The sequence below is a fragment of the Paenibacillus sp. AD87 genome (assembly GCF_001659845.1).
Classification (GTDB): domain Bacteria; phylum Bacillota; class Bacilli; order Paenibacillales; family Paenibacillaceae; genus Paenibacillus; species Paenibacillus marchantiae.
In genome coordinates, this window is sequence record NZ_LXQN01000019.1 from 347,579 (window position 1) to 373,170 (window position 25,592).

The following is a 25,592-nucleotide window of genomic DNA, read 5'->3' on the forward strand; positions in this document are numbered from 1 at the left end:
GGGGATATGTCATGTTTAAACAGAAAAAAGGTAACGGACCACGTTCCGTTCGTCCATTTCGTAGTGCCGGTTTCTCGGCATTGCTCGTACTGGTATTGATTGCGGGTCTGCTGTCTGCCTGTGGCTCAAAATCAGAAGTTGAGGGAGAAGCACAGAAAGAGCAGCCAACAACGGAGGCTTCGACCACGGCCTCATCAGGGACTGCTGTAACCGAAGGGAATACGGAAGAAACCAAAGGAGAACGAACTGTCAAAGACGATCTGGGACATGATGTTATCGTTCCTGAGCATACAGAGCGTGTTTTTGCACCGTACCTAGAAGACTCCCTGTTGACACTGGGTGTCAAACCGGTAGCCCAATGGGCGAGTGGTACGCAAGGACATGTTTACCTTCAGGATCAGTTGAGTGGGATACCTACACTCGATTTCTCCAGTGGGCTGCCTTCCCCAGAAGCACTGATGGCGTACAATCCAGATTTCATTATTCTACACACGGCCCAATATGCCGAGAACGGTGTATATGAGAGTTATTCGAAAATTGCACCAACCTACGTATTTACGAATGCTTCGGGTGATGTCGAGAAATCTTTGCAGGTAATTGGTGATCTGCTGGGCAAAACGGCTGAGGCTGAAAAAGCTATTGCAACGTATCATGCGAAGGTAGATGATGCTAAGGCCAAGCTCGCCAAAGTGACCGAAGGCAAGAAAGCAGCGATTATTCGTTTTGCACCTCGCGGGATCAGTATGATGGGTGGTAACTACTTTAGCGGTTACGTGGTATATCAGCAATTGGGGCTTGGCAAGCCTGCACTGGTGCAAACGGAGAACAGCGCAACGGTATCGACCGAGGTATTGCCTGAAATTGATGCCGACTTTATTTTCACGGTGGAACAGGGTCCGGGGAGCATGAAGGAAATGACGGATACGAAAGTATGGAACAGCATGCCAGCCGTCAAAGCTGGACATGTATACGCAGTCGAGCCCGCTCCGTGGCTGGGCGGCGGATTGATTGCTTATGGTCATGTCATTGACGACACGCTGAAGGCGTTAACGCAATAATCAAGGAAATCTATCCATGGATTAATCGCAAATCGCAATATGAGAACCAGAGCTCCCCGCGGAGTGCCAGAAACCGGACCAATTCCAGCGTTTCAGGTATTCCGTGAGGGAGTTTTTTATTTTTAGGGGTAACCAAGTCAGTTGCAAAAATGTGGAAATATGGAGATAATCAAAATCATTTCTGGATATCGTCCATGGGACAGCCGGATTTACTCTCTTATAATTGGTAATGAGAATCAATCTCATACAAAACATATTTAGTTCAGTATTCAACTTATATACGCAGAACAACGAGGAGGAACCATCCGTAATGACGTTTCAGCCCAATCAACCCGCATCTGGCACCCTTGAACATATCGCACGCAGTACCGTACAGATTCCACGCGCCGAACAATGGACCATGAAATCGCGCAACGGCAATCATGCCTATCAGATCATGGTATTCCAACCGGCAGAAGCACCACCGCCTTCGGGATATCCGGTGATCTATCTGCTGGATGCCAACTCGGTGTTTGGCACGATGGTCGAAGCCGTTCGTGTACAGGGCCGCAGACCGGAGAAGACCGGAGCACTTCCGGCCATTGTTGTTGGCATCGGGTATCCAACGGCCGGTCCTTTTTCACCGCACCGTTACTATGACTTTACCCCGCAGACCACAACGGAATATACCCAGAATTCGGATGGAACACCTTTACCAAAACAGGGTGGAGCCGATGAATTCTTGCAGTTTATTGAAGAAGAGCTGAAGCCGGATATGGAACAGCAGTTCAGGATTGATCGGAGCAGACAGGCTATTTTTGGTCATTCCCTTGGTGGATTGTTCGTGTTGCATACGCTGTTCAAGAAACCGGAAGCTTTTCGCTATTACATTGCGGGCAGCCCTTCGCTTCACTGGAATCAGAACGTCATGCTGGCGGAGGAACAGGAATTTGTCGCACGGCTGGAGCAGCATCCCGTGAACGTCAAGGTGTGGATTGGCATGGGTGAACAGGAAAAGACGCATCCTGCGCGCAACAATGATAAGGCTTCGAGTCTTACAGAACGGTTATCTGCGCTGAATCAGCCGGGTCTGGACATTAAATATACCGAGTTTGAAGAAGAAAACCATGTATCCGTATTACCGTTTCTGATTAGTCGTACGATGCGTTTTGCCTGCAGCCCGGAGTCGTAGGAGGAAAGAGACGACAGTATTTCTCAATCAGAGGTATCGGTACGTGATATTGGGCGAAAGGCAAGTGGACCGAAATGTGACGGATTTACGGATGATCCAATCAGGTTCAGCAGGCTAACATATCTCTCCAACAGGAGAGGGAGCAGTAATGCAAGGGAGGAACAGGAGTGAGTTACACAGGAATTGATGGAAAAGTAGCCGTAGTCACCGGTGCTGCGCAAGGCATCGGTGCAGCCGTGGCGAGATTGCTTGCTGAGCAGGGCGCTATTGTTGCAGCTGTCGACATACGAGAGGATCAGTTGAATCAACTGGTCACAGATCTGCATAGTCAGGGTTATCAAGCAACAGCCTGTCCTGTGGATATATCTAATCATCAATTCGTCGAAGATGCAATCCAGCGTATTGAGAATACATTAGGTCCGATTGGCATTTTGGTGAATGCAGCGGGAGTACTATACACGGGGGCTGTGAGTGAGCTCCGCGATGAAGAGTGGACAAGAACTTTTGACGTGAATACACATGGTGTATTTTACATGTCACGTGCTGTGGTGCGATACATGGCCGAACGTCAGTCGGGGGCGATCGTTACTGTCGGTTCAAATGCTTCTGGTGTGCCCCGGATGCATATGTCCGCCTACGTAGCCTCCAAAGCGGCTTCAACCATGTTCACCAAATGTTTGGCTCTTGAATACGCCTCAGATCATATCCGCTGTAACATTGTATCTCCAGGTTCGACGGATACCGATATGCAGCGTGCATTGTGGGCGGATGAGCAGGGAGCACAGGCCGTTATCGCGGGTTCCCAGCAAGCATACCGACTGGGCATACCACTGAACAGGCTGGCGTTGCCATCGGATATAGCGGATAGTGTGCTTTTTTTGGTATCGGATCAGGCTAGACATATTACGATGCATAACTTGTGTGTGGACGGAGGCGCCACGCTAGGTGCCTGAATCAAGATAAGGAGATGATAATCATGTCAAAAGCGGGTACGGTTGCTGCAACTTCCGCCTTACACCTTCTGGAACAATATCAGGAAGGGACGTCCTTTTTCTGGTCTTCACCGCAACATACCCTGTTAGCTCAAGGGGAACAAATTCGATGGTCTGCCATGGAGGCATCGGAAGGGAATACACCTGACTCCATGGGCGCGGTTAATGTTAGTGAACAAAAGCGGAATGAAGAAACGCAGCTTTTCATTAACCGGATGGAGCAGTTGATGGAAAAGGCGAGACGCTCGGGCCAAACGAAACCGATTGTGGTCGGCGCCATTCCGTTCGATCCGATACATTCTTCTGCGGAGCTATTCGTACCAGAAAAGATCCAATGGGCTGAACCCCTATCCCCGGACTCCAGAGCATTGGTGGAAAAACGTCCAGCCGCGGTGGGTTGCGCGGTACGTGAAGAACCTGCCGGAGCCATATTTCAGCAAAGCGTAAACAACGTTTTGATGGATCTGAATCAAGGCAATCTCCACAAAGTTGTGTTATCCCGTACACTGCATGTGACTTCACAGACGATTGTGGACACGCATCAGTTACTCCGTAATTTGTTCAGGGATAACACACACGGATATACATTTGCTGTTCCGATGACGAAACTCTCTCTAGTAAAAGGTAATATAACAACGGATAAACACGCTGGTGTGGAGGCGGAAAAAGAAACCCAGCGGACTTATATCGGAGCGAGCCCCGAATTACTGGTTACCCGGAGAGGGTCCAAAGTGAGAGCCAATCCACTCGCCGGGTCTGCTGCCCGGAGTGAAGATCCCGCTGAGGACCGCCGCCGTGCAGAAGCACTGCTAGCTTCAGCCAAAGATCGCCATGAACATGCCGTAGTCATTGAGGCTGTGGCGGAAGCACTGCGTCCGCTGTGCAAACAGCTATCCGTCCCGGCAGAACCTTCCTTGATCCAGACACGTACCATGTGGCACTTATCTACAGAAATTCACGGGGAGCTTGCTGATGTGAACACATCATCACTGGAACTTGCGTTTGCTCTTCATCCTACACCAGCAATCTGTGGAACGCCTGTACAGGCCGCTCGGGAAGCCATCCGAGAACAGGAACCTTTTGAACGTGGATTATTCACCGGCATGGTGGGTTGGTGTGACAGTGACGGTGACGGCGAGTGGGCTGTAACGATTCGCTGTGCGGAAGTGGAAGGAAGAACGCTTAAACTGTTCGCTGGAGCGGGTATTGTTGCAGGTTCTACAGCAGAAGCGGAGCTGGCAGAGACCTCGGCGAAATTCGGAACAATGCTGCTTGCCATGGGTTTGGATTCATCTGTGTCCAGTATGAAGGAGGAATGAACGATGCTGTCAGGATTTCAGGCCTGGCCTGAGGAAGTTGCCGAACGTTATCGTCAGGAAGGCTGCTGGGAAGGAATTACGTTTGGAGACATGCTCCGTCAGCGAGCTGAACTATATGGCAATCGGGTAGCCGTTGTCAGTGGTGAACAACAATTAACCTATGCGGAGCTGAACGACCGGGTGGATCGTCTGGCCGCTGGCTTATATGCCAAAGGAATACGACAGCATGATCGAGTTATTATCCAGCTGCCCAATATTACGGGGTTTATCGAGGTATGTTTTGCCCTATTCCGCATTGGTGCCCTGCCTGTATACGCCCTTCCCTTGCACCGGAAGAGTGAGATTACGTATTTTGCCCGTTTCTCTGAGGCCGTAGCATACGTGATACCTGATCAGGATGGAGGGTTTGATTACCGTACGCTGGCAGAAGAGGTTCAGGCAGAGGTTCCGGGACTTCGGCAAGTATTTGTGGCGGGAGAAGCGGGGCGATTCACGGCTTTGGAAGATGTCTATGCAGCACCAATCACACTGCCTCATGAGCCAGTCTCTTCCGATGTTGCTTTTCTACAGTTGTCTGGTGGAAGTACCGGACTTTCCAAAATGATTCCCCGCACCCATGATGACTACATCTACAGTTTGCGGAGAAGTGTGGAAGTCTGCGGACTTACCCCAGAGAGTGTCTACCTGGCCGTTCTGCCTATAGCACATAACTATCCGATGAGCTCACCCGGCTTCCTGGGTACGCTGTACGCAGGTGGAACCATTGTACTGTCACGTGGGTCCAGCCCGGATGAAGCTTTTCCACTCATTATGCGCCATAAAGTGACCATAACGGCTCTTGTACCACCACTGGCGCTCATATGGTTGAATGCGGCGGCTACCCGGGGGATTAAACTTCCTTCACTTGAGGTGCTTCAGGTTGGAGGAGCCAAATTCAGCGCCGAGGTGGCTGCACGTGTCCAACCCGTCCTAGGCAGCACCTTGCAGCAAGTATTTGGAATGGCGGAGGGGCTGGTGAACTACACCCGTTTGGATGATCCGCTGCATGTCATTGTTAACACTCAGGGCAAGCCGATGTCTCCGTATGACGAAGTACGAATTGTGGATGACGAGGACATGGATGTGGAACAGGGACATTCGGGGCATTTACTGACACGAGGGCCTTATACAATTCGTGGTTATTACAAGGCTGAGGAGCATAATGCCAGATCGTTTACCACGGACGGTTTCTATCGTACCGGAGATATTGCCAGTCTTACGGCTGGTGGATATCTCGTTGTGGAAGGACGGGCGAAGGATCAAATTAACCGTGGCGGCGATAAAGTGGCAGCCGAGGAAGTGGAAAATCATCTGCTGGCGCATCCTGCTGTGCATGATGCGGCTTTGGTATCCATGCCGGATGAATATCTGGGCGAGCGCTCCTGTGCATTTATCGTGCCGAGCGGTGAAGCTCCGTCAGCTGCCGAAGTGAAATCTTTTCTACGTAATCGGGGTCTGGCCAGCTATAAAATACCGGATCGGATTGAGTTTGTGCAGTCTTTTCCCAAAACTCAAGTTGGCAAAGTAAGCAAAAAAGCGTTGCGTGAGATGATTACGGCTAAACAGCCCATCTCCTGATTGTAACGACTGATAGATAGCACTACAGCGCAGTGATGAACATGATTGTGATAAATAAAGCTGAAAAGAGGGATATTCATGGCACTTCCAAAGATTCAACCCTATGCAATGCCTGTAGAGTCGGAGCTTCCTGTCAACAAGGTAACATGGACACCGGATACGAAGCGCTCGGTACTCCTGATCCATGATATGCAGCAATATTTTATGAACGCCTTTACGGCAGGGCAATCCCCTGTTGTGGAGCTGATCGATCATATTTCACAACTTCGTTCGAAGTGTCATGAGCTTGGCATTCCGGTGGTCTACTCCGCACAACCGGGCGGACAGACTCCGGAGCAGCGTGGGTTACAGCTGGACTTTTGGGGTGCGGGAATTGATGGAGGACCTGTGCAAAAAGAGATTATTGATGCGCTCGCACCCGCTCCGCAGGATACGTTCATGACCAAATGGCGATATAGCGCCTTCCAGAAAACAGAACTGTTCGAACTAATGCAGCGGGATGGCCGTGATCAACTGATCGTTTGCGGTATTTATGCTCATATCGGATGTCTGATGACCTCTTGTGAAGCCTTTATGAGAGACATTCAGGCGTTCCTGGTTGCGGATGCAGTAGCTGACTTCTCGGCGGAAAAACATCGCATGGCCCTGACGTATGCAGCAGAAAGGTGCGCGGTAACACTGACAACCGGACGTTTACTTGAATCGCTAAATGATTCTGCCGCTGACGGAAATGAAGGAGCACTGAAATCCGAAGTGGGTGAGCAAGGGGAACGCTCCTATGCTGCATCTGCTCAGGTGGCTGTATCGGAGGCTGAGCAGCAAACGGCATCCGCAGCAGAGCCAATTCAGGACGGAAGTCATGGCGTTGAAAAAGTCACGTTGGAAGCATTGAGAAATCAGGTTGGAGAGATGCTCCAGGAGCAGCCTGCCAACATTGGAGAGCACGATGATCTGATCCAGATGTGGGGACTCGATTCCATTCGTATTATGAGTCTGGCTGAGCGCTTTCGAGTGGAAGGAGCGGGGGTAACGTTCGTGGATCTGGCGGAGCTGCCTACATTGGCTGCATGGGCAGCATTGCTGGATAAGGCCAAAAATAAGGTACTTCCGAACGGAGACTACTTTTGAGCGGGGCAGTGCATACGTCGCACAGTCGGGACACGGCTTGGCCCTTGTCCTCTGCACAGTCCGGCATCTGGTTCGCTCAGCAGTTGAATCTGGACAATCCGATGTACAATACCGCCGAGTATGTGGTCATCGAGGGTAGCGTAGACGCCAGACGATTCGAAGAAAGTGTGCGACAGACCGTTTCGGAAGCAGAATCGCTGAATATGGTTTATGGCGAAAATGAACAAGGTCCATGGCAGTCTTTGAACAGCAACCCGGATCATTGGACATTTCATGTCATCGACGTGAGGGAGGAACCGGAGCCCCACACAGCAGCACTTGCCTGGATGAAAAATGATCTGGCCAATCCCGTCAATCTGGCGACAGGTCCACTCTTCACGGAGGCATTGTTCCAGGTGAGCCATGATTGTTATTACTGGTACCAGCGCATTCATCATATCGCAATCGATGGATACGGCGTTTCGCTGATTACCCGCAGGGTGGCGAGCCTATACTCTGCAAGTGTAAGAGGAGAAGGTGTAGATCAAGTGCAGCAGGGGGCGTCGTTTGGCTCGTTGACAGCCGTTCTTCAGGAAGACGAGGCTTATCTTGGCTCAGTGGACAAGGAGCAGGATCGTCAGTTCTGGATGGATCGGTATGCAGATGAACCGGATGTAGTCAGCCTGGGGGAACGGGCTCCGCGAACCTCTACCTATTTCCTGAGACAGAGCGGTCTGCTTACACACTCGCAGCGTGAGCAAATACAGGCGGCAGCGGCAAGGTTCGGTGTGACTTGGCCGGATTTGTTTGTAGCGGCAACGTCCATTTACGTTCACCGAATGACAGGGGCGACCGATGTTGTGCTGGCCCTGCCCGTGATGTGCCGTTTGGGATCAACATCCCTGCGGGTTCCGGGTATGGTCATGAATGTACTTCCGCTGCGTCTCAATGTAGAGTCACATCTGACCGTGTCAGAGCTGCTGAAACAAGTTGTGCAGGAGATTCGGGCGGTACGCAAACATCAACGCTATCGCCACCAGGATCTGCGGCGTGATCTGAAGCTGCTTGGAGAGAATCGTCGCCTGTTCGGACCCATGATTAATGTCATGCCATTCCATCATGAATTGAACTTCGCGGGGCAGCGCGGTATGATTCACAACCTGTCCACGGGCCCGGTAGACGATCTGTCCATTCATGTGGTGGACCAAGGACATGGTCATGGGCTGAGTATTGATTTTGATGCGAATCCGTCTATCTACAATGATTCCGAACTGCTGAACCATCAGCTTCGATATATGCAGCTTCTGAACCTGGTGATGCAGGAAGGCATGGAGACGGAAATGGTGGGACGACTGGAATTGCTGCTCCCTGCCGAACGCGAGCAAGTATTGGTGACATGGAATGGAAAAGGAGAGGTGACGGGCGAAAGCAATTCGGCAGCACGGTTTGAACAGCAGGTACGCCGCACGCCTTCTGCAACGGCGCTAACATTCGAGGGGGAATCCCTGACGTATGCGGAGCTGAATGAACGGGCAAATCAGCTGGCTCATGAATTGATACAACGATATCAGGCAGGACCGGAACAGCGGGTGGCCATTGCTCTGCCTCGTTCGCTCGAAGTGGTCATCGCCATTGTGGCTGTCCACAAAACGGGGGCCGCTTATCTGCCGCTTGATCCTGACTATCCCGAAGAGCGTCTGATCTACATGTTGGAGGATGCCAAGCCTGCTTGTGTGGTGACGGAAATGAACCATGTTTCCAATCTGCCGACAACATCCAGTGTACCGATGATGGTCATGGATGAACCGAATACTGCTACGGCAGTGAGTCGCCGGCCTGGAAGTAATCCCGAAGGTGATGATCTGACAAGTACAGCTTCTCTGCTCAATCCTTCGTATATTATCTACACTTCAGGCTCCACAGGTAAGCCCAAGGGCGTAGCCGTAACCCATCTGGGGCTGGCGAATCTGCTTGAGGATATGAAGACAAGACTACAGGTTGGTCCTCAGGACCACTGGCTGTCGGTGACCACGATTGCTTTTGACATATCTGTACTGGAAGTATTTCTGCCGCTTACGACGGGTGCCCGGCTGGATATTGCACACAAAGAGACGATTCTTGATCCGGTAGCTCTGGCTGGGAAGATGAGAGAGCTGGGAACCACCATCATGCAGGCTACGCCTACGTTATGGCAGTCTTTGGTGACGAGCCGCCCAGGGCGATTCGATGGGCTAACCGTGATTACCGGAGGAGAGGCGCTGACGGAGGAACTGAAGCTTTCTTTGCAGGAACTGGGGTGTCACGTCAATAACCAGTATGGCCCGACCGAGACGACCATTTATTCCACGGCTGCATCGTTCGACACAGGGGCGATGGGGAAACCGTCGATTGGTGGTCCGGTTCGCAACACGCAGCTATATGTGCTGGATCAAGGCTTAAAGCCAGTACCCTCGGGTGTAGTAGGGGAACTCTATATCGCAGGCGAAGGGCTTGCGCGCGGGTATTTGGGCAGGCCTGATCTGACCGCAGAACGCTTTGTAGCCAATCCCTTCGGTCAGCCAGGCAGTCGGATGTACCGTACAGGAGATTTGGCGAAATGGCTGCCGGATGGTTCTATCGATTATTTGGGTCGTGCAGATCATCAGATCAAAATTAGAGGTTTCCGGATAGAACTGGGCGAGATTGAATCGGTAATCTCCAGGTATCCTGGCGTAGCTCAGGTCACGGTCATGGCTCGCGAGGACCAACCGGGGAACCATCGACTGGCAGCGTATGTAGTGGCTGAGTCTGAACTCGAGAATCGTATGGATTTAGCAGAAATAAGAGCTTACGTGGCCGATGCGTTGCCGGATCACATGGTGCCTTCTGCATTCACGCTATTGCCTGAGATGCCGCTGACACCGAATAAAAAGATCGATCGCAAACGGCTTCCTGTGCCTACTTTGCTGTCAAATGCCAATGGACGGGAGGCGCGCACGCCACAAGAAGAAATTCTGTGCAGTCTGTTCGCTGAGATTCTTGGTGTTGGTCGTGTGGGCATTGACGATGATTTCTTTGAACTGGGTGGGCACTCCCTGCTGGCTGGACGAATTACAGCACGTATCCGTGATGTATTCGGTGCAGATCTGACCATTGGCAGTGTATTTGAAGCTCCAACCGCAGCAGGCCTAGCCAAACGATTGGATCAGGCAAAATCGGTTAGACCTGTTATTCAGCCTGTTTCACGTCAGGGGGAGCTTCCGCTCTCCTTTGCCCAGCGGAGACTGTGGTTCATGTATTGTCTGGAAGGCGCCAATCCGACGTATAATATTCCGCTGGTTGCCCGATTGGCCGGGAAGCTGGATACGGATGCTCTGGAGAACGCCCTGCAGGATATTGTAGACCGTCATGAGACATTACGAACGTTGTATCCGCCTGAAATGGGATCTGCGAGCCAGCATATTCTGAATGCTGCTGACGTTAAAGTGAAATTGAATGTAACCGCTGCTGCCGAGCAGGAGCTTCCCGAGCTTCTGACAGAAGCGTCACGCTACAGCTTCCAGCTTTCCACTGAACCAGGCATTCGTGCCGAGTTGTTCAGAATCGGCGCGGATGAGCATGTGCTGTTGTTGCTGCTCCATCATATTGCCGGGGATGGATGGTCATTGTCGCCGCTCATCCGCGATTTGTCGGAGGCTTATGCGTCACGCTTGCGGGGTTCTTCACCTGCCTGGGTGCCGCTTCGCATTCAATATGCCGACTATGCGGTGTGGCAGGAGAAATTGCTAGGGGATGAGAAACAGCAGGACAGTCTGATTGCAAGACAGATGGAATTCTGGAGCAACCAGCTGGTCAATTTACCGGAGCAGGTTACATTCCCTACGGATTACGCCCGTCCAGTCGTGTCCAGTTATCGCGGTGGATCGGTGCCATTTACGATCAGTCAACGTTTGCATGAGCAATTGATGGTCATCGCACGGGAAAATAAAGTCAGCCTGTTCATGGTGCTGCACTCGGCACTGTCCTTGCTGCTTACCCGAATGGGGGCAGGAACGGATATCGCGATAGGAACACCGATTGCTGGACGGAGCGATGATGCGCTGGATGAAGTCGTGGGTATGTTCATTAACACCCTTGTGCTGCGTACTGACAGTTCAGGTGATCCAACATTCCGCGAGCTGCTGGCCCGTGTGCGAGAAGTCGATCTGGCTGCATATGAACATCAGGATCTGCCCTTTGAACGGTTGGTTGAAGTGTTGAATCCGCCTCGATCCCGTTCCAAACATCCACTCTTCCAAGTGATGCTTGTGCTGCAAAATACACCGGATATTCGTCTTGATCTGCCGGATATTGCGGCGGAAACCCGCATGCATGGTGTGGGTTCATCCAAATTTGATCTAACCCTTGAGCTGACAGAGCAGCGTGAGCATAACGGATCTGCAGGCGGAATTGAAGGTGTGCTGGAATATAGTGCAGATCTCTTCCGGGAATCTACTGCAGGTGAACTTGTGGTCCGATTGATGCAGGTACTTGAAGATGCAGTGCAGCAGTTGGATGAACGAATCAGCAGATTTCATGTTGTGACCCCGACAGAGCAGGCGCAGCTTGAAAAAGAATGGTCTTTTACGCTAAGTGAGGATGCGCAACTGACCATAGCCGAGCGCTTTGAAATACAAGCAGCGGCTCATCCGGAAGCGACTGCCATGACCTGTGAGGATATCACCTTGAATTACAGGGAGCTGAATGCAAGAGCCAATCAGCTTGCCAGATTACTGATCGGTCAAGGTGTGGCACCGGAACAAATGGTAGCACTGGCCTTGCCTCGCTCCGTTGAAATGGTTGTGGGCATTCTCGCTGTGCTAAAAGCAGGGGCCGCATATCTGCCGCTTGACCCCAATTATCCGGCAGACCGGTTGACACATATGCTGACAGACGCAGCACCGAAAGTAATGTTAACGAGTACAGAGGTAAACACCTTGCTTCCGCAGGTGGCGGAAATTCAGTGTATTAATATGGACGATTCGCATATCCTGGATCAATTAGGGATGCTGGATGATCGAAACCCTGCGGATAGTGAACGCAATGGGCGTGTGACGCCTCTGAGTCCGGCTTATATGATCTATACCTCGGGTTCGACAGGCAAGCCCAAAGGGGTCGTTATTCCGCATGCCAATGTCATCCGTTTATTGGATGCCACGCAGCACTGGTTCCATTTTGACGCGAGTGATGTGTGGACCTTGTTCCACTCCTATGCATTTGACTTCTCCGTCTGGGAAATCTGGGGACCGCTGCTGCATGGAGGGAGATTAGTCGTTGTTCCTCATGAGATCAGCCGTTCACCTGGAGCGTTCCTGCAGTTGCTTGCTGAGCAAAAGGTGACCGTATTGAACCAGACGCCATCCGCATTCTACCATCTCATGCAGGCTGACCGGGAAAATCCGGCCTGGGGACAGCGGCTCGCACTCCGTTATGTCATTTTTGGAGGCGAGGCACTGGAGCTTGGTCGCTTGGATGACTGGTATGAACGCCATGCTGATGATGCGCCAAAACTCATCAATATGTATGGCATCACCGAGACGACGGTTCATGTCAGCTACCAGGAACTGCATGCAGGCAGTTCTACGGAAGGTGCGAGCAGCTGGATTGGATGCGCCATACCGGATCTTCGGGTATACGTGCTTGATGGTCAACTGGAGCCTGTACCGACAGGAGTAACCGGAGAAATGTATGTAGCCGGAGCAGGTCTGGCTCGTGGTTATTGGAACCGACCTGATCTTACAGCTGAGCGATTCGTTGCTGATCCATACGGTCTGGCAGGTACTCGTATGTACCGGACAGGAGATTTGGCGAAGCGTCTGCATGATGGCTCTCTCGATTATTTGGGCCGGGCGGATCAGCAGGTGAAAATTCGGGGATTCCGCATTGAGCTTGGCGAGATTGAAGCAGTGCTGGCAAGGCATCCAAGCGTGGCCCAGGCTGCTGTAATCGTCCGTGAGGACCAGCCGGGGGATCAACGTCTTGTAGCTTATATCGTTCCGGCTTCGGACACAGGGACGATATCGGAATCGACGGCCTTGCGTCGTCATGCGTCTGCCAGTCTTCCGGATTATATGGTTCCATCTGCGGTTGTAGCGATGGAGAGCCTGCCGCTTACACCGAATGGCAAGCTGGATCGCAAGGTACTTCCCGCACCTGACATGCAATTAACGGCAGGTGGCAGAGCGCCTCGCAACCCGCAGGAGCAGATCCTCTGTGATTTGTTTGCCGAAGTATTGGGGATGCGGAGTGTGAGTATTGACGACAGTTTCTTCGAGCTGGGTGGCCATTCGCTGCTGGCTGTTCGCTTAATGAGCCGCATTCGTGAAGCGATGGGACGGGAGCCGGGCATCGGCATTTTGTTCGAAACAGCTACGGTAGCGGGACTGGCGGAGCGATTGGAGATGGATTCGGATTCCGGAAAAAGCTCGCTTCAGGTGCTGTTGCCGCTCAGAACGCATGGGGAGCATCTGCCTGTATTCTGTGTCCATCCCGCAGGAGGACTTGGCTGGTGTTACGCCGGGCTGATGAAACATCTGGGCATGGAGTATCCGCTCTACGGGTTACAGGCCAGAGGAATTGCTGAGGTTGAGGAACTTCCGTCTACACTGGAAGATATGACGGCAGACTACATCCGCCATATCCGCTCGGTACAGCCTGAGGGGCCATACCGCCTGCTGGGCTGGTCCCTCGGAGGCAATGTTGCGCAGGCCATGGCGGTGCAGCTGCAATCGGAAGGGGAAGAAGTGGAGTTTCTCGCCATGCTGGATGCGTATCCGAGCCACTATCTGCCGATTCGCGGAGAACCGGATGAGGAAGAAGCGTTAACGGCATTGCTTGCACTGGGTGGTTATGATCCGGACAGCATTGGGGATGGACCGCTGGATATGGCAACGGCTATGCGCATATTGCGCAGTGAGGGCAGTGCACTGGCAAGTTTGGATGAAGAGACAATCATGAAGCTGCGGAAAACCTATGAAAATTCCGTACGGATCTTGGGGGCCTATACGCCATCCCGATTCGAGGGGGATCTGATCTTCTTCCGTTCCACCATTATTCCGGACTGGTTTGACCCGATTGAACCGGAAATGTGGAATGCGTATATCGGAGGCCAATTGGAACGGCATGATATCGCTTGCCGTCACAAAGACCTCTGTCAGCCTGGACCGCTGGAGGAAATCTGCCGAACACTGGCCGCCAAGCTGGAGGAGCTGAACCAGCACGAAATTCAACATAAATAGGAGGATAAGGCGATGAGCAACCCATTTGAATATGAAGACAGCAATTATCTGGTGTTAATCAATGAGGAGGGGCAGTACTCCCTCTGGCCTGCATCTCTTGCAGTACCCGCGGGTTGGACTGTAATGCTAAGCAAAGCCAAGCGCCGGGTATGCCTCGATTACATCGCCGAGCAATGGACAGACCTGAAACCGTTAAGTCTTTGTGATGAAATCGGTATGCCTGGGGCTGTTCATGAGGCTAGCAGATGAAATTCAGTCTGAATCCCAAGGTCATCGTGAGCATTGTCTACGTACTGGCGATGTTTATGGTAGCCATGGATGGAACGGTCTTGAACGTAGCGTTACGAACCATCAGTGAGGAGCTGGGGATTCCCCCGGCTGCCTCGGGTACCTTGAATGTGGGTTATCTGGTGAGTTTGGCTGTATTCCTGCCTGTTGCAGGATGGCTTGGTGATCGCTGGGGAACGAAACGAGTTTTCTTATCTGCATTGGCACTGTTTACGATATCCTCTGCACTCTGTGCAACGGCCGATCAATTAAGTACGCTGACATTCTTTCGCATTTTGCAGGGTGCAGGGGGTGGTCTGCTTACTCCTGTAGGGATGGCGATGCTGTTTCGAACCTTTCCTCCCCAGGAACGGGCCAAGGTATCCCGAATGCTCGTACTGCCCATTGCGCTGGCCCCGGCCCTGGGGCCGATTGTGAGCGGATTAATTGTGGACCAGCTTTCTTGGCGATGGATCTTCTATGTAAATCTGCCCGTCGGCATTCCGGCGGTGATCTTCGGAATGCTGTATCTGAAGGAGCACAGAGAACAGGGAGCCGGTCGACTGGATGTACCGGGGTGGTTATTATCTGCCCCAGGACTCGCCCTGACGATGTACGCTCTTAGTCAGGGTCCGCTGCGAGGGTGGACTTCCCCTCTTATTATTGGAGCCGGCCTTACAGGGATCATCCTGCTCACGTTGCTCGTGTTTGCCGAACTGCGCGCGAAGCAGCCTTTGCTTGATCTGCGTTTGCTGAGAGACCGTTTATTCCGCTATTCGGGTCTGGTATCCGTATGCGGAGCAGCGGGTCTGCTGGGCATGTTGTATGTATTTCCGTTGATGTATCAAAACGTGCTAAACGCCTCTGCGCTGGAGACAGGGCTAACCACATTTCCGGAAGCTTTGGGACTTATGATCGCTTCGCAGCTTGTGCCCTGGACATATCCGCGGCTGGGTCCGCGTAAGCTGATATCCATGGGTCTGATCTGCACGGCTATCATTTTCATTACGCTTAGTCAAATCACAGTGGATACAAATCCGTGGTTCATTCGTGCGTTATTGTTTGGTGTAGGGATTTTCCTGGGACAGACGGTAGGCGCGGTACAGATTGCTTCGTTTGCCCAAATACCGCCTCCTTCCATGGGACGAGCCTCCACCTGGTTCACGGTGCAAAATCGGCTGGGTTCCGCTATTGGAATGGCGTTATTGTCTGCTGTTCTGGCTGGCGTGGGTACAACGACGGTGACTGCGGCTGGAGCGATGGAGCCGAATATGCTGGCGTACCGTTTGGCTTTGCTGGGGGCTGCTGCGTTTCTGTTGATTGGTCTATGCTTTGCCCTGAAAATCAGTGATGCTGACGCGGCTGCAACGATACGGAAAAACAGCGGTCAGGGTCTCTTTCGGAGGCAAAAGAAATCTCCATCATTGACACAGGAATCGTCTGTACAATCGAAAGGTAAAGTCCTGTAGCCTGGCAGATGAATATGATATCCATTCAGATCAGGAGTGCGTGAATGCAGTCCACTGGATACTAAAAAGTCCCTGGCGGGTTCGCCGGGGACTTTTCGATATTTCTACATGAGTGCTAATTCATAAATCTACAATGAAAATATTAATTGCTATGTTTTTTACATTCATTTCTAAGGTTTTATGCTGCTCGAGCAATAATCTGATTTCTCTCAAGAACCGCTTGAGACTCAGCATTTGCAGGACGGTAGCCTTTTTCCAGCAATTCTTTAATGTAAATTTTGTTGTAAACGAAGGAGAATACGATTCCACTAACCCAAGCTCCGATGCCCACAGTGAAGACTCCAAGAGCAACACTTATCAAAAACATGATGGCAGCCCATTTCAAATCACCACGGAAAAGCGCAGGAAAAAATCCAAAAAAGAGTGTTGTCCAGCTGAAACCAACCTTAACGTTTTTGGTCACACCTGCATTGTTTTGCAAAAAGATATGCATTTGTCCACTTCCTTCTAAAATAATAAATGGAGAGAGAATCGAGCATTAACAAGTATGTACTGTAGAAAATAGTTATAAATACCTGATCTATATTACCTACTTCTCTTCCTTTTGGTCCTATAGTACCATTAACTGGACAGAATGTTAATCATTTTTTTGAAAATTATGGTTCGGAAAGGGATTAATGCACATTTTGATAAAATGTAAAAAATGAAGGAGGGGTTTGTAACCCCTCCTTCATAATAATGCCTGATACAACTCTTCGATTGTGATGACATCCGGCTGGGTAGGTAAATCTTCTCCTGCGGAACAAGCTGCTAACATATGCCCGTGATCCAGTCGCAGGCTGAGGAATGGATATGCGGCTGCTTCTGGCGCGTGCCAGTTCCCGTCAGCATTGCGGATCATGGAGAATGAATCAAGTGGCATGGACAGGCCCATGCCGACGGCCTTGATGTAGCTTTCCTTCAGCGTCCATAATCGGTAGAAGGTCTCCAGTTGCATCTCGGCGGGCTCCGCAGCCAGGAATCCGCTCTCCGTGAGAGAGAAGAAACGCTCTGCAATCTTCATATCGATGGGCGCTATTTTTTCCACATCCACACCCAGATCAGCGTCACCGCCAGAGATTAAAGCAATCCAATCGCCGGAGTGCGAGACATTAAATTGAACATCAGCATAGTTACTGAGACTGAGGGAAGGTTTGCCGTATTTGTTACGGGTGAACGAAAGTTCTCCCGGCCTTAGGCCAGTCAACTTGCTCAGCGCCACACGGGTCAACACTTCACCCAGAACAGAGCGATAGGCGTCCGCCTGATGTACAAAACGTGAAGCTTGTCCTCGTCTTTCCTCAGATACGTGCGATACAAAAAGGTTCCAGTATGCCTCGGGCAATTCTGCCGGAACTTGAAGAACTTGAATCGTTATCATCATTTATCACCTGACGATGTATTCGGCATGGATTGCACACTTTCCTTTATAATCATCGGTTTATCGGGTCTTCGCGTGCCGCTTCATACCTGCTGTGTTCTTTTCCATTCTTCATGTGCAGCCTGTACCCGTCCCCACATTTCTTTGCGTTCCACTTCTGTGTAATTCACCAACGGTTCGTGGAATTTCTCAGCCAATACGTCTTTCCACTCGGTGTAGGTTTGAATTTCCTTTTTGCGGATACCATCGCGGTCATGCGTCCGGAGCATACATCCACGTAGTTCGTTGCTTTGGAGAGCATGCCTCTGACGGAGCAAAAATGCGTTATGCCAAGGCGAATCGGCTGATTGGCTGTAGAATTCATGCTTGGGCATGAACTCTTCCAGGCTGGTAAGCTCTTCGGGAGCGAAGTCGACACCCTCACTTGGCCCGTTGGGTTCATATTCAAGTCTCCATCCGCCAGGAGCAACAGATGAAGGCATTAATGTATAAGTAAACGGGGCCGATCCGTAAGTTCCATAACGAAGAGGAAGCGGTTCGAAGGGCATGCCGCCCAGACCGACATCCACAATCCAACGTTCCACATTCGGGTCTGCATCTGGCAAAGAGACCGACAGACCTAGATGGAACGAGTTCACACGTGGCTGCTCTCCATATGGCTGAACTCCGGCACGATGCCAATGCACCGTATATCCCAGAGAGCGAAGCAGAATGCTGAATGCGCCATTCAGATGAAAACAGTAACCACTGCGGCCTTGCAATATAAGCTGGACCGATTCTTGAAGATCAATGCCCGCAGGCCGACCTGCAAAAATATCGACCGTTTGCCAGGATAGATGCTGCACATGTGCCTGCTGGATTTCGGATAGGAATTCCAGGGCGGGTTCCTTGATATTATGAATGCCTATCCGTTTCAGGTAGGCCTGTATTTCAGATGGAGTCAATGTAACATTCATCCAGATCACCTCGAGTCATGTAGTGGGCGTATTATTAATTGCTGCTGCCCTGAATTCATTGTAAAAGTGAACGGATGAAATGAATACACTGGTTTGGTTCAATTGTACCGGTACAGTTAAAATTCCGTTTTTCTAGAAACGTGTATATTTTCCTCGCATCTCACTGTACTGGATATGAATTCGGTTTTCAGGGTGAGCGTCTGTTGTATAAAGGACGATGAGGAATAGCCACTCGAGCGGTTTCATCAATAGATAGACGATATCGGCGGTCCATTTGGAACGAATATGTTTACTAATTGGATATCCATAGCGATTGTACAAACCTCGAACTAAGCCATGGAACCGCGGTGTATACTGCTCCATAACATGCTCGAATGCGTTGGCGATCATGAGTTGCCGGTTAACGTGAATGATGTGGCCATGTCGTATGCCTGCTCGCACGGGTTTGACCCATTTTTGATGTCCACCGGCTGCAACTGTACATAGATAGTGCCCATCACCGGGAATCATATTTGGCGGTGGAGCCGGCAGTCTGGAGTAATTGAAGCTGCTTGTATCCAGAAATACGCGAATGGCGCTATCCGGGCGTTGTCCAAACAGAACAAGGATCAATTGTATAACAAGCTGTATGGGAAACATCAGAATGGTCCACACTATCGGGGCGGTATGAAAGCGAATGATAGACCGGTATAGCAGTCGTTGCCATTTTGGTAAATGCTCCATATCCAATGACGTTGGATATTCAACCAGAGTAGCCTCGATAAAGCCATCCCATGAACGTTTCAATCGACCAATATAAAGGAAGATAAGTGATAGATAGCTGCTCTGCAACAGAAGCACAGCAAACATCAAGAACATACCCGTCTCGGTGTACCAAGCAATGCTAGTATGCGTGATATAGACGATACCCCAAACGATATTTAATACAAGGATACTATTGCATAAGGTGTAAATGATCGGTGAGAGCTTACCTGGACGTGTGAACATTGCTAAATAAGCGAGCAAGCCAAGCAATAACGTGACCAAAAGGACAAGAAGACTACGGTGATCCAGCGTGGCGTAATTGGATGCCATCAGGCCGGAGTCTTCATACATGGATAAGGGTTCTCCTCCCTGAACACCCATACTGTCTATTGCAAGACCTGCTGCGAAAAGCAATAGAGTGATGGTCAGAAAAATAAATTCGAACACCTTGAGAAGTTTTCGGCCATTTCCCGAAGCCTTTTTCAGGAAACTATTCAACATAATCCACCCGGAGGCAGCAGGAAGGATCAGGAAGAGTCCTATGAATTGAATCGTTGCATACAAAATATTTCCTCCTTCGATAGCAGTATCGTCTATTGTAGGTTAGAAGACTTTATATGGCAATAATGACCATTATAGAAAAAATGCGACATCGTATTGAGATGATTCTAGGTTTATTACCTATAATAGTAAGTAACAGTAAAGGTTACGCATACACATCTTTCCATCAATGGGAGCGTTATTTCTTTTTCTTGGTATGTTAACCGTTTGGAGTGGATATAGGTTAGAATATAGATAGAAAGCAAGATTAGGAGATGGAAAAAATGGCTAATGATGAAGTGATTTTGACACAGGAAGGCTTGGAAAAGCTGGAGGACGAACTGAGGGAATTAAAGACGGTGAAGCGTAAGGAACTGGCGGCGCGTCTGAAACTCGCGATCAGTTACGGTGACCTGAAGGAAAATAGTGAGTATCATTCAGCCAAAGATGATCAGGCTTTTATGGAAACCCGCATTTTGATTCTGGAGAAAATGCTGACCAAAGCAAGAGTCATCACTTCGGACAATATCGACTCGAACAAAGTAAGCATTGGCTCAACCATCCTGCTTAATGATATCGAATTCGCCGAGAAGATTGAATACATGCTGGTTGGTCCGGCCGAGGCGGATGTTGCTGATAACAAAATATCGTACGAAAGCCCGCTTGGCAAAGAACTGATGGGCAAAGAAGTAGGCAGTGTCATTCATGTCAATGCGCCTATGGGCATTATCAAATATGAGTTGCTTGAAATTAAAATTTAATGGGAATAAAGGTGTTTCGGCAACCATGGAAATGGCTGTTGGAACACCTCTTTTTTATTCTTGCAAAATAATATTCAGCTACGTTTTTTTCGTCCATCCAGAATTTCACGGGTCATGGCAAATACAACCCAGAGCAGGATCACGATATGGATCATCGCAATGGAAATACCCATGCTGTACATCAAGTCATTGGTCAGTCCCGAACCGTGCATGCTAAAGCTCGCTCCATGTCCTCCGCCAAAGTTACCATGCTCACCACCGATGCGAGATAGCCCTTCCTCAGCTCCAAAGTCGCCACCAGAGCCCGTGCTCATGATCATGGCAATATTTACGTATGTAGTCAGGGAGAAGGTGATTGCAGCGTACATCCATTTACGTTCAAAGAACGGAACTAGAACCAAGAATAACAAAGCAGGTATGCTGTAACGCTCATGAATTTCCGTTGGCAGCATAAAGAAGGCGAGATTCACCGCTGCACCTGCAATGAGCAGGGATGGAATACGAATTTCCTTAATCAGCAGTAGATAGGCCGCTACTCCAACCACGGCAATGGCAAGCAGCAGCAGACCAAACATTTTATACGTTACTATGCCAAACAACACCGTAGCATCGCTGGTTCCCGGATCACCAAGCAGGTGATACCAGATATTCATGGCGTTCAGCGAAAGCTGCGGATACATATTAACGGCGCTTCCGTAGGCGTTGGTCAGCATGGTGCCGAGGGTTCCGTTTGCAGCAAAATAGAGAAGCACAGGCAGGATAGCCATCATTAATCCTGCTACAAATAGAAACGTGCCGCGAAATCGCCTGTGATAAAGCTGGCGTAGTAATACAATACCGATCACCGGAACAATGACAATCGCCTGAAACTTTGCCAGCAGGGCAACGGAGAACAATACACCCGCCAATAGAGGATTACATAGCAGCAGAACGGTAGACAGCACCATTAATGTACTGTGCAGGATGTCGATCTGTCCCCACATGGCGCTGTCGACCAGCAGACCGGGGTTGAAGGAAAGAACTGCAAGCAGCACCAAACGTTTGCCAGAGCTTAGCTTTTTGAATGTAAGAGTCAAGACCGCCAAGGACAGCATATCAAAGGCGATAGGCAGTATTTTCATGGACAGATTGCCAGCTGAGGCGGTTATGCCGAGCCCACCCAGTATCCAGCGGTACAACCCCAGAATGAAGATAAACAATGGGGGATAGTTCTGATCTTTTCCATACAGGTATGATTCACGAACCCCGTATTGGTGGACGGCATTCATCCAATCGACGAACAGGGACTGATCTCCGATATAACCCCTGAATTGTGTTCCAAGGTACAAACGCAGCAATAGACCGCCAGTGAAAATTAGAGCCGCATACAGCCAGAAATGCCTGTTCCATCGGGTATTTGGATCTCTGTAGCTCAGTGTGTTCATCCTTCTCCTCCTCAGCATGGGCGATTGAGATTGGTGCAAGTATAGGTGACCAAGCTGAAAAAGGGATGAATTTTGGGTCATGTTTTACTCGGATGGAAGCTTAAAGTTTGCTGAAAGCCAAGGAAGTGAAAAGATGTATCCTGCAATAGATGGAGAGAGGGTCCTGTGAACAGGACCCTCTCTTTTTGTGGTTTGGTGGTAGTTTGGGGTTAATGGGGAAGGGGATTAGCTGGCTTGGTTACATTGCTCGGTTACTTGCTGTTTGGCATAGGTATGGAGTGTTTCCGTCAGTTTGCTGGAATCCACGCCTTTTTCTTTGGCAATCGCAGTTAACGTTTTTCCATTCTTCAGTTGGGTTTGCAGCTCATCTGCGGATGTGTTGAACAACTGGGCAGCCTTGGCCAAATAACCGCTGTCCTTGAATTGCTGCTGCTCTGTGGTTAAAGTACCGGTCGTGTTTTTCCAGGACTCATTCAGTTGAGAAGTGACCCAGCTTTTTTCTTTGGTTACGATGGTATTAATGACTTTGCTCTTGTCTACGCCCTGATCCTTGGCAATATCAACGATGGATTTACCAGCCTTGATTTGCTGATTCAACCCCGTTTGCGACAGGTTGAGTGCAGATGCCGCGGCAGATTTATTCAGACTAGTCAGGTTATTGGATGACGTGGTATCCGTTGATTTTGCTGTAGCCGCAGCCGTCTTGGATGTGGTTGAAGTGGTCGTAGACGTTGTTGTTACCGTCGTTACGGTGGTCACTTTTTTGGTCAGGGAATTATTCAGCTGATTGGTCAGGTCTGTCTTGATAGAAGCCACTTTGGCTTGCGTGAGCTTGCCGGACTTCTGATCACTTGCGAGCTTGGTCAGCTGTGGCTGCAACAAGGCGTTGGTTACTTTAGTTGTGCTGACGCCCTTTGTTTTAGCCAGATCCGCCAACGTTTTACCAGCCTGGAATTGCTTTTGCAATTCCGTTTTGCTCAGGCCGAGTACTTTTTGCAGCGATGTATTGGAGCACAGGGAGTTCTGATCCAGACTGATATTATATCCATTCGAACTCACCTTGGCATTCGTTGCAGCAGAGACTTGAGTTACAGCGGTCGGGGTGGCGGCAAATACTGAAGCCGATGTGGCAGAGAAGATCATCGTTGCACCCAGCATGGCAGGAATCCATTTTTTCATTGTACATTCACTCCTAATTTTGATTTATTTTTTGTTGCACCCTTACTGTAATCCCGAAAGGTGAAAAAACGGAGAAAGACAGACTGGGGTATTTTTACAAACGCGATGTATTGGACACGGACCATCTGGAAGTGCGAGAATGTTTGAAAATTAAACCGGGCAGGGTTGGCGTGCTCGTCTTTATCACATACTGCTTCTTAGGAGGTTCACATTGACTACACACCGCATACTGCTTGCTGAAGATGATTCCTTGTTGGGTGAGTTGATTGTTCATATGTTGGAGAAAACCGGCTTTGGGACTGTAGAATGGGTGGAAAATGGGGAAGACGCCTATCACTATTGCATAGATTCTCATTATGATGTGGCTGTACTGGACTGGATGCTGCCTGGATGGACAGGGCTATCCGTATGCAAGAAATTAAGAGAGAACGGCTATGCTGGAGCAATCTTGATGTTAACCGCCAAGGACGCGCTGTGTGACCGGGTTCAGGGATTGGATGCAGGAGCAGACGATTATCTGGTGAAGCCATTTGAATTGGAAGAGCTTCAAGCCAGGCTGAGAGCCTTGTGTCGCCGTAATTATGCACCGCTGCTGGAAGAGGTTGCTGAGCTGGATGGTCTGCGCCTGAATCGTTCCAGCCTGACGCTGAGTATGGAAGAGGAGGTCATCCAGTTAAGCCCTCGTGAATTTCAGATGCTGGATCTGTTGTTACGGAACAAGAGCGCTACCCTCAGCCGCGAATTAATTCTGGAACGGATCTGGGGGTATGATTCGGACGTTTCGACCAAAATTGTGGATGCCACGATTAAGCTACTGCGCAAAAAGCTTGAGCTGTTCCATAAACAACACCTGATCCATAGCATCCGAGGGGTGGGCTACAAGCTTGAATAAGAGAAAACGAATAGGTGAAGGCAGGCAAGGCATTGACCGAGGGAGAACTAAAGGGAATTTGTTCGGTCGTACGCAGGGCCGACTTACCCTCACATACAGCAGCCTGACGATTGTGCTGCTTGCACTATTTGTAGGTGTCGTCTATGTTCTGCTATCTTACATTGTCATCAATGGTCAGAAGGATAATCTTCTATCTCTCGTTGCGGTTGAGCGGGCTTTGGTGGAAAAGAATATGCAAGAAGGCAAGGCCGGAGATACGCTGGATAATCGAAGGTTATGGGGATCGGGCAGTGACCAGTTCTTCTATTATGTCCTCGGTTCGGACGGCAAAGTGATCTCAGGCAATGAAATGTTCCCCGGGATGCGTTCAGACCTTCTGGGGCTTGTACAGGACTGGAAACCACGTGCCAAGGAGATTAAAGAGGTAAGCCTGAGCGTTCCCGCAGATGTATTGGATAACGGAGAGGAAGATGCTGCACCCGTTGCACCATCGACTCTCCATCTGATGGTAACCGGCCAGAACGTGCTGACCAAGAATGGTCCAGAAATGACGCTCTATGCGGGTATTAATGTAACGCCGCAATACAAACTGCTGCACAGGCTGCTAATGCTGCTAATTTTATTGGCGATTCTGTTTGTATTTATTGCCTGTCTCATCGGTTGGCTGATGTCCCGTAAAGCGATGGTTCCTATTGTGAAATCCTACAATCGACAACGTGAGTTTGTAGGAGATGCTTCTCATGAGCTGCGCACGCCGCTGAGCGTGCTGCTGGCATCCGTTAACGCCCTTGAGCTGGAGCTTGGACAGGACGCACCTTCTTTTGCCAGAAGAACCCTTTCCAATATGAAAGATGAGATCAGGCGAATGACACGTATGGTGCAAGATCTACTCGTTCTGGCACGGTCTGACTCGGATGAGCTTGAACTGGTCAAGCGGGATTTCGATTTTCGTCCGATTGCCGAAAAGACGATGCAATCCATTCGGCGTCTCAAATCGGCAAAGGGCATTCGAATGGAGCTGGAAGGGCCTGATAAGATGGTTCTCAATGGCGATCCGGAGAAACTGAGACAGGTGCTGACCATTTTGCTGGATAATGCCGTGAAGTTTACTCCACGGGGTGGGGAGGTTCGCGTCGTGCTGTCGGATCGGGATAAAGATGGATGTCCTATCTTCCATTTGTCTGTAACAGATACGGGAGTTGGCATCAGGCCGGAGGATGTGGAGCGAATCTTCGATCGCTTTTATCGTGGGGACAAATCACGTACACGTGGTCCGGGAGGACACGGTCTAGGGCTTGCGATTGCGAAGTGGATAGTGGAAGCCCATCATGGTCAGATTGCTTTGTTAAGCGAAGAAGGCAAGGGCAGCATATTTAATGTAGACATTCCTGTAAATAAATAACATTTCGATTAATTTCGA

The 25,592-nt window shown here is 50.1% G+C and carries 18 protein-coding genes; 12 read left to right on the plus strand and 6 right to left on the minus strand.

Going from position 1 to position 25,592, the window contains the following annotated elements:
- Nucleotides 1-11: 11 nt before the first annotated feature.
- From gpAD87_RS25300 to gpAD87_RS25340, 9 genes are all read left to right on the plus strand, one after another.
- Nucleotides 12-1,058 carry an ABC transporter substrate-binding protein gene (locus tag gpAD87_RS25300; RefSeq protein WP_064641625.1) on the plus strand — a complete coding sequence of 349 codons (1,047 nt, stop codon included), beginning with the start codon at nt 12-14 and terminating at the stop codon, nt 1,056-1,058.
- A gap of 310 nt (nt 1,059-1,368) precedes the next feature.
- The gene (locus gpAD87_RS25305; protein ID WP_064641626.1) at nt 1,369-2,229 is read left to right on the plus strand and encodes an alpha/beta hydrolase; all 861 of its coding nucleotides are present in this window, start codon (nt 1,369-1,371) and stop codon (nt 2,227-2,229) included.
- A 167-nt stretch (nt 2,230-2,396) separates the two neighbouring features.
- A complete protein-coding gene (locus tag gpAD87_RS25310; RefSeq protein WP_064641627.1) occupies nt 2,397-3,182 on the plus strand; it encodes a 2,3-dihydro-2,3-dihydroxybenzoate dehydrogenase in 786 nt (261 codons plus the stop codon).
- Between the two features lie 23 nt (nt 3,183-3,205).
- The gene (gene dhbC, locus gpAD87_RS25315; RefSeq protein ID WP_064641628.1) at nt 3,206-4,540 is read left to right on the plus strand and encodes an isochorismate synthase DhbC; all 1,335 of its coding nucleotides are present in this window, start codon (nt 3,206-3,208) and stop codon (nt 4,538-4,540) included.
- Between the two features lie 3 nt (nt 4,541-4,543).
- Nucleotides 4,544-6,157: a (2,3-dihydroxybenzoyl)adenylate synthase gene (locus tag gpAD87_RS25320; RefSeq protein WP_064641629.1), complete on the plus strand. Its 1,614-nt coding sequence runs from the start codon at nt 4,544-4,546 to the stop codon at nt 6,155-6,157.
- 78 nt (nt 6,158-6,235) lie between these two features.
- Complete coding sequence (locus gpAD87_RS25325) at nt 6,236-7,285, plus strand: isochorismatase family protein (protein WP_064641630.1); 1,050 nt, start codon at nt 6,236-6,238, stop codon at nt 7,283-7,285.
- Nucleotides 7,282-14,520: an amino acid adenylation domain-containing protein gene (locus gpAD87_RS25330; protein WP_231952842.1), complete on the plus strand. Its 7,239-nt coding sequence runs from the start codon at nt 7,282-7,284 to the stop codon at nt 14,518-14,520. Before gpAD87_RS25325 ends, gpAD87_RS25330 begins: the two co-directional genes overlap by 4 nt.
- 12 nt (nt 14,521-14,532) lie before the next feature.
- Entirely contained in the window at nt 14,533-14,769 is a 237-nt protein-coding gene (locus gpAD87_RS25335) for an MbtH family protein (RefSeq protein ID WP_064641631.1), read from the plus strand.
- Entirely contained in the window at nt 14,766-16,256 is a 1,491-nt protein-coding gene (locus tag gpAD87_RS25340) for an MDR family MFS transporter (protein WP_064641632.1), read from the plus strand. Before gpAD87_RS25335 ends, gpAD87_RS25340 begins: the two co-directional genes overlap by 4 nt.
- 178 nt (nt 16,257-16,434) lie before the next feature.
- Here gpAD87_RS25340 and gpAD87_RS25345 read toward each other — a convergent pair whose 3' ends face one another.
- The 4 genes from gpAD87_RS25345 to gpAD87_RS25360 form a co-directional block, all read right to left on the minus strand.
- The gene (locus gpAD87_RS25345; protein WP_024629712.1) at nt 16,435-16,749 is read right to left on the minus strand and encodes a hypothetical protein; all 315 of its coding nucleotides are present in this window, start codon (nt 16,747-16,749) and stop codon (nt 16,435-16,437) included.
- 237 nt (nt 16,750-16,986) lie between these two features.
- Nucleotides 16,987-17,679 (minus strand): 4'-phosphopantetheinyl transferase family protein, encoded by a 693-nt coding sequence (locus gpAD87_RS25350; RefSeq protein WP_082935342.1) that lies wholly within the window; start codon nt 17,677-17,679, stop codon nt 16,987-16,989.
- Between the two features lie 80 nt (nt 17,680-17,759).
- On the minus strand, nt 17,760-18,632 hold the full coding sequence (locus gpAD87_RS25355; protein ID WP_064641634.1) for an arylamine N-acetyltransferase family protein: 873 nt from the start codon (nt 18,630-18,632) through the stop codon (nt 17,760-17,762).
- 132 nt (nt 18,633-18,764) lie between these two features.
- Nucleotides 18,765-19,940, minus strand: coding sequence for a DUF6688 domain-containing protein (locus gpAD87_RS25360; RefSeq protein WP_082935343.1), 1,176 nt, complete (start codon nt 19,938-19,940; stop codon nt 18,765-18,767).
- A gap of 260 nt (nt 19,941-20,200) precedes the next feature.
- Between gpAD87_RS25360 and greA the strand changes: the two genes are divergently transcribed.
- On the plus strand, nt 20,201-20,677 hold the full coding sequence (gene greA / locus gpAD87_RS25365; RefSeq protein ID WP_063565893.1) for a transcription elongation factor GreA: 477 nt from the start codon (nt 20,201-20,203) through the stop codon (nt 20,675-20,677).
- A gap of 74 nt (nt 20,678-20,751) precedes the next feature.
- On the opposite strand, the gene gpAD87_RS25370 is transcribed toward greA, so the two are convergent.
- Together gpAD87_RS25370 and gpAD87_RS25375 are read right to left on the minus strand one after the other, a co-directional pair.
- Nucleotides 20,752-22,101, minus strand: coding sequence for a hypothetical protein (locus tag gpAD87_RS25370; RefSeq protein WP_064641635.1), 1,350 nt, complete (start codon nt 22,099-22,101; stop codon nt 20,752-20,754).
- A gap of 225 nt (nt 22,102-22,326) precedes the next feature.
- Nucleotides 22,327-23,280 carry a hypothetical protein gene (locus tag gpAD87_RS25375; RefSeq protein ID WP_064641636.1) on the minus strand — a complete coding sequence of 318 codons (954 nt, stop codon included), beginning with the start codon at nt 23,278-23,280 and terminating at the stop codon, nt 22,327-22,329.
- A 211-nt stretch (nt 23,281-23,491) separates the two neighbouring features.
- On the opposite strand from gpAD87_RS25375, the gene gpAD87_RS25380 reads away from it, so the two are divergent.
- Together gpAD87_RS25380 and gpAD87_RS25385 are read left to right on the plus strand one after the other, a co-directional pair.
- Nucleotides 23,492-24,172 (plus strand): response regulator transcription factor, encoded by a 681-nt coding sequence (locus gpAD87_RS25380; protein ID WP_082935344.1) that lies wholly within the window; start codon nt 23,492-23,494, stop codon nt 24,170-24,172.
- Entirely contained in the window at nt 24,165-25,574 is a 1,410-nt protein-coding gene (locus gpAD87_RS25385) for a sensor histidine kinase (protein ID WP_157258565.1), read from the plus strand. Before gpAD87_RS25380 ends, gpAD87_RS25385 begins: the two co-directional genes overlap by 8 nt.
- Nucleotides 25,575-25,592: the final 18 nt, after the last annotated feature.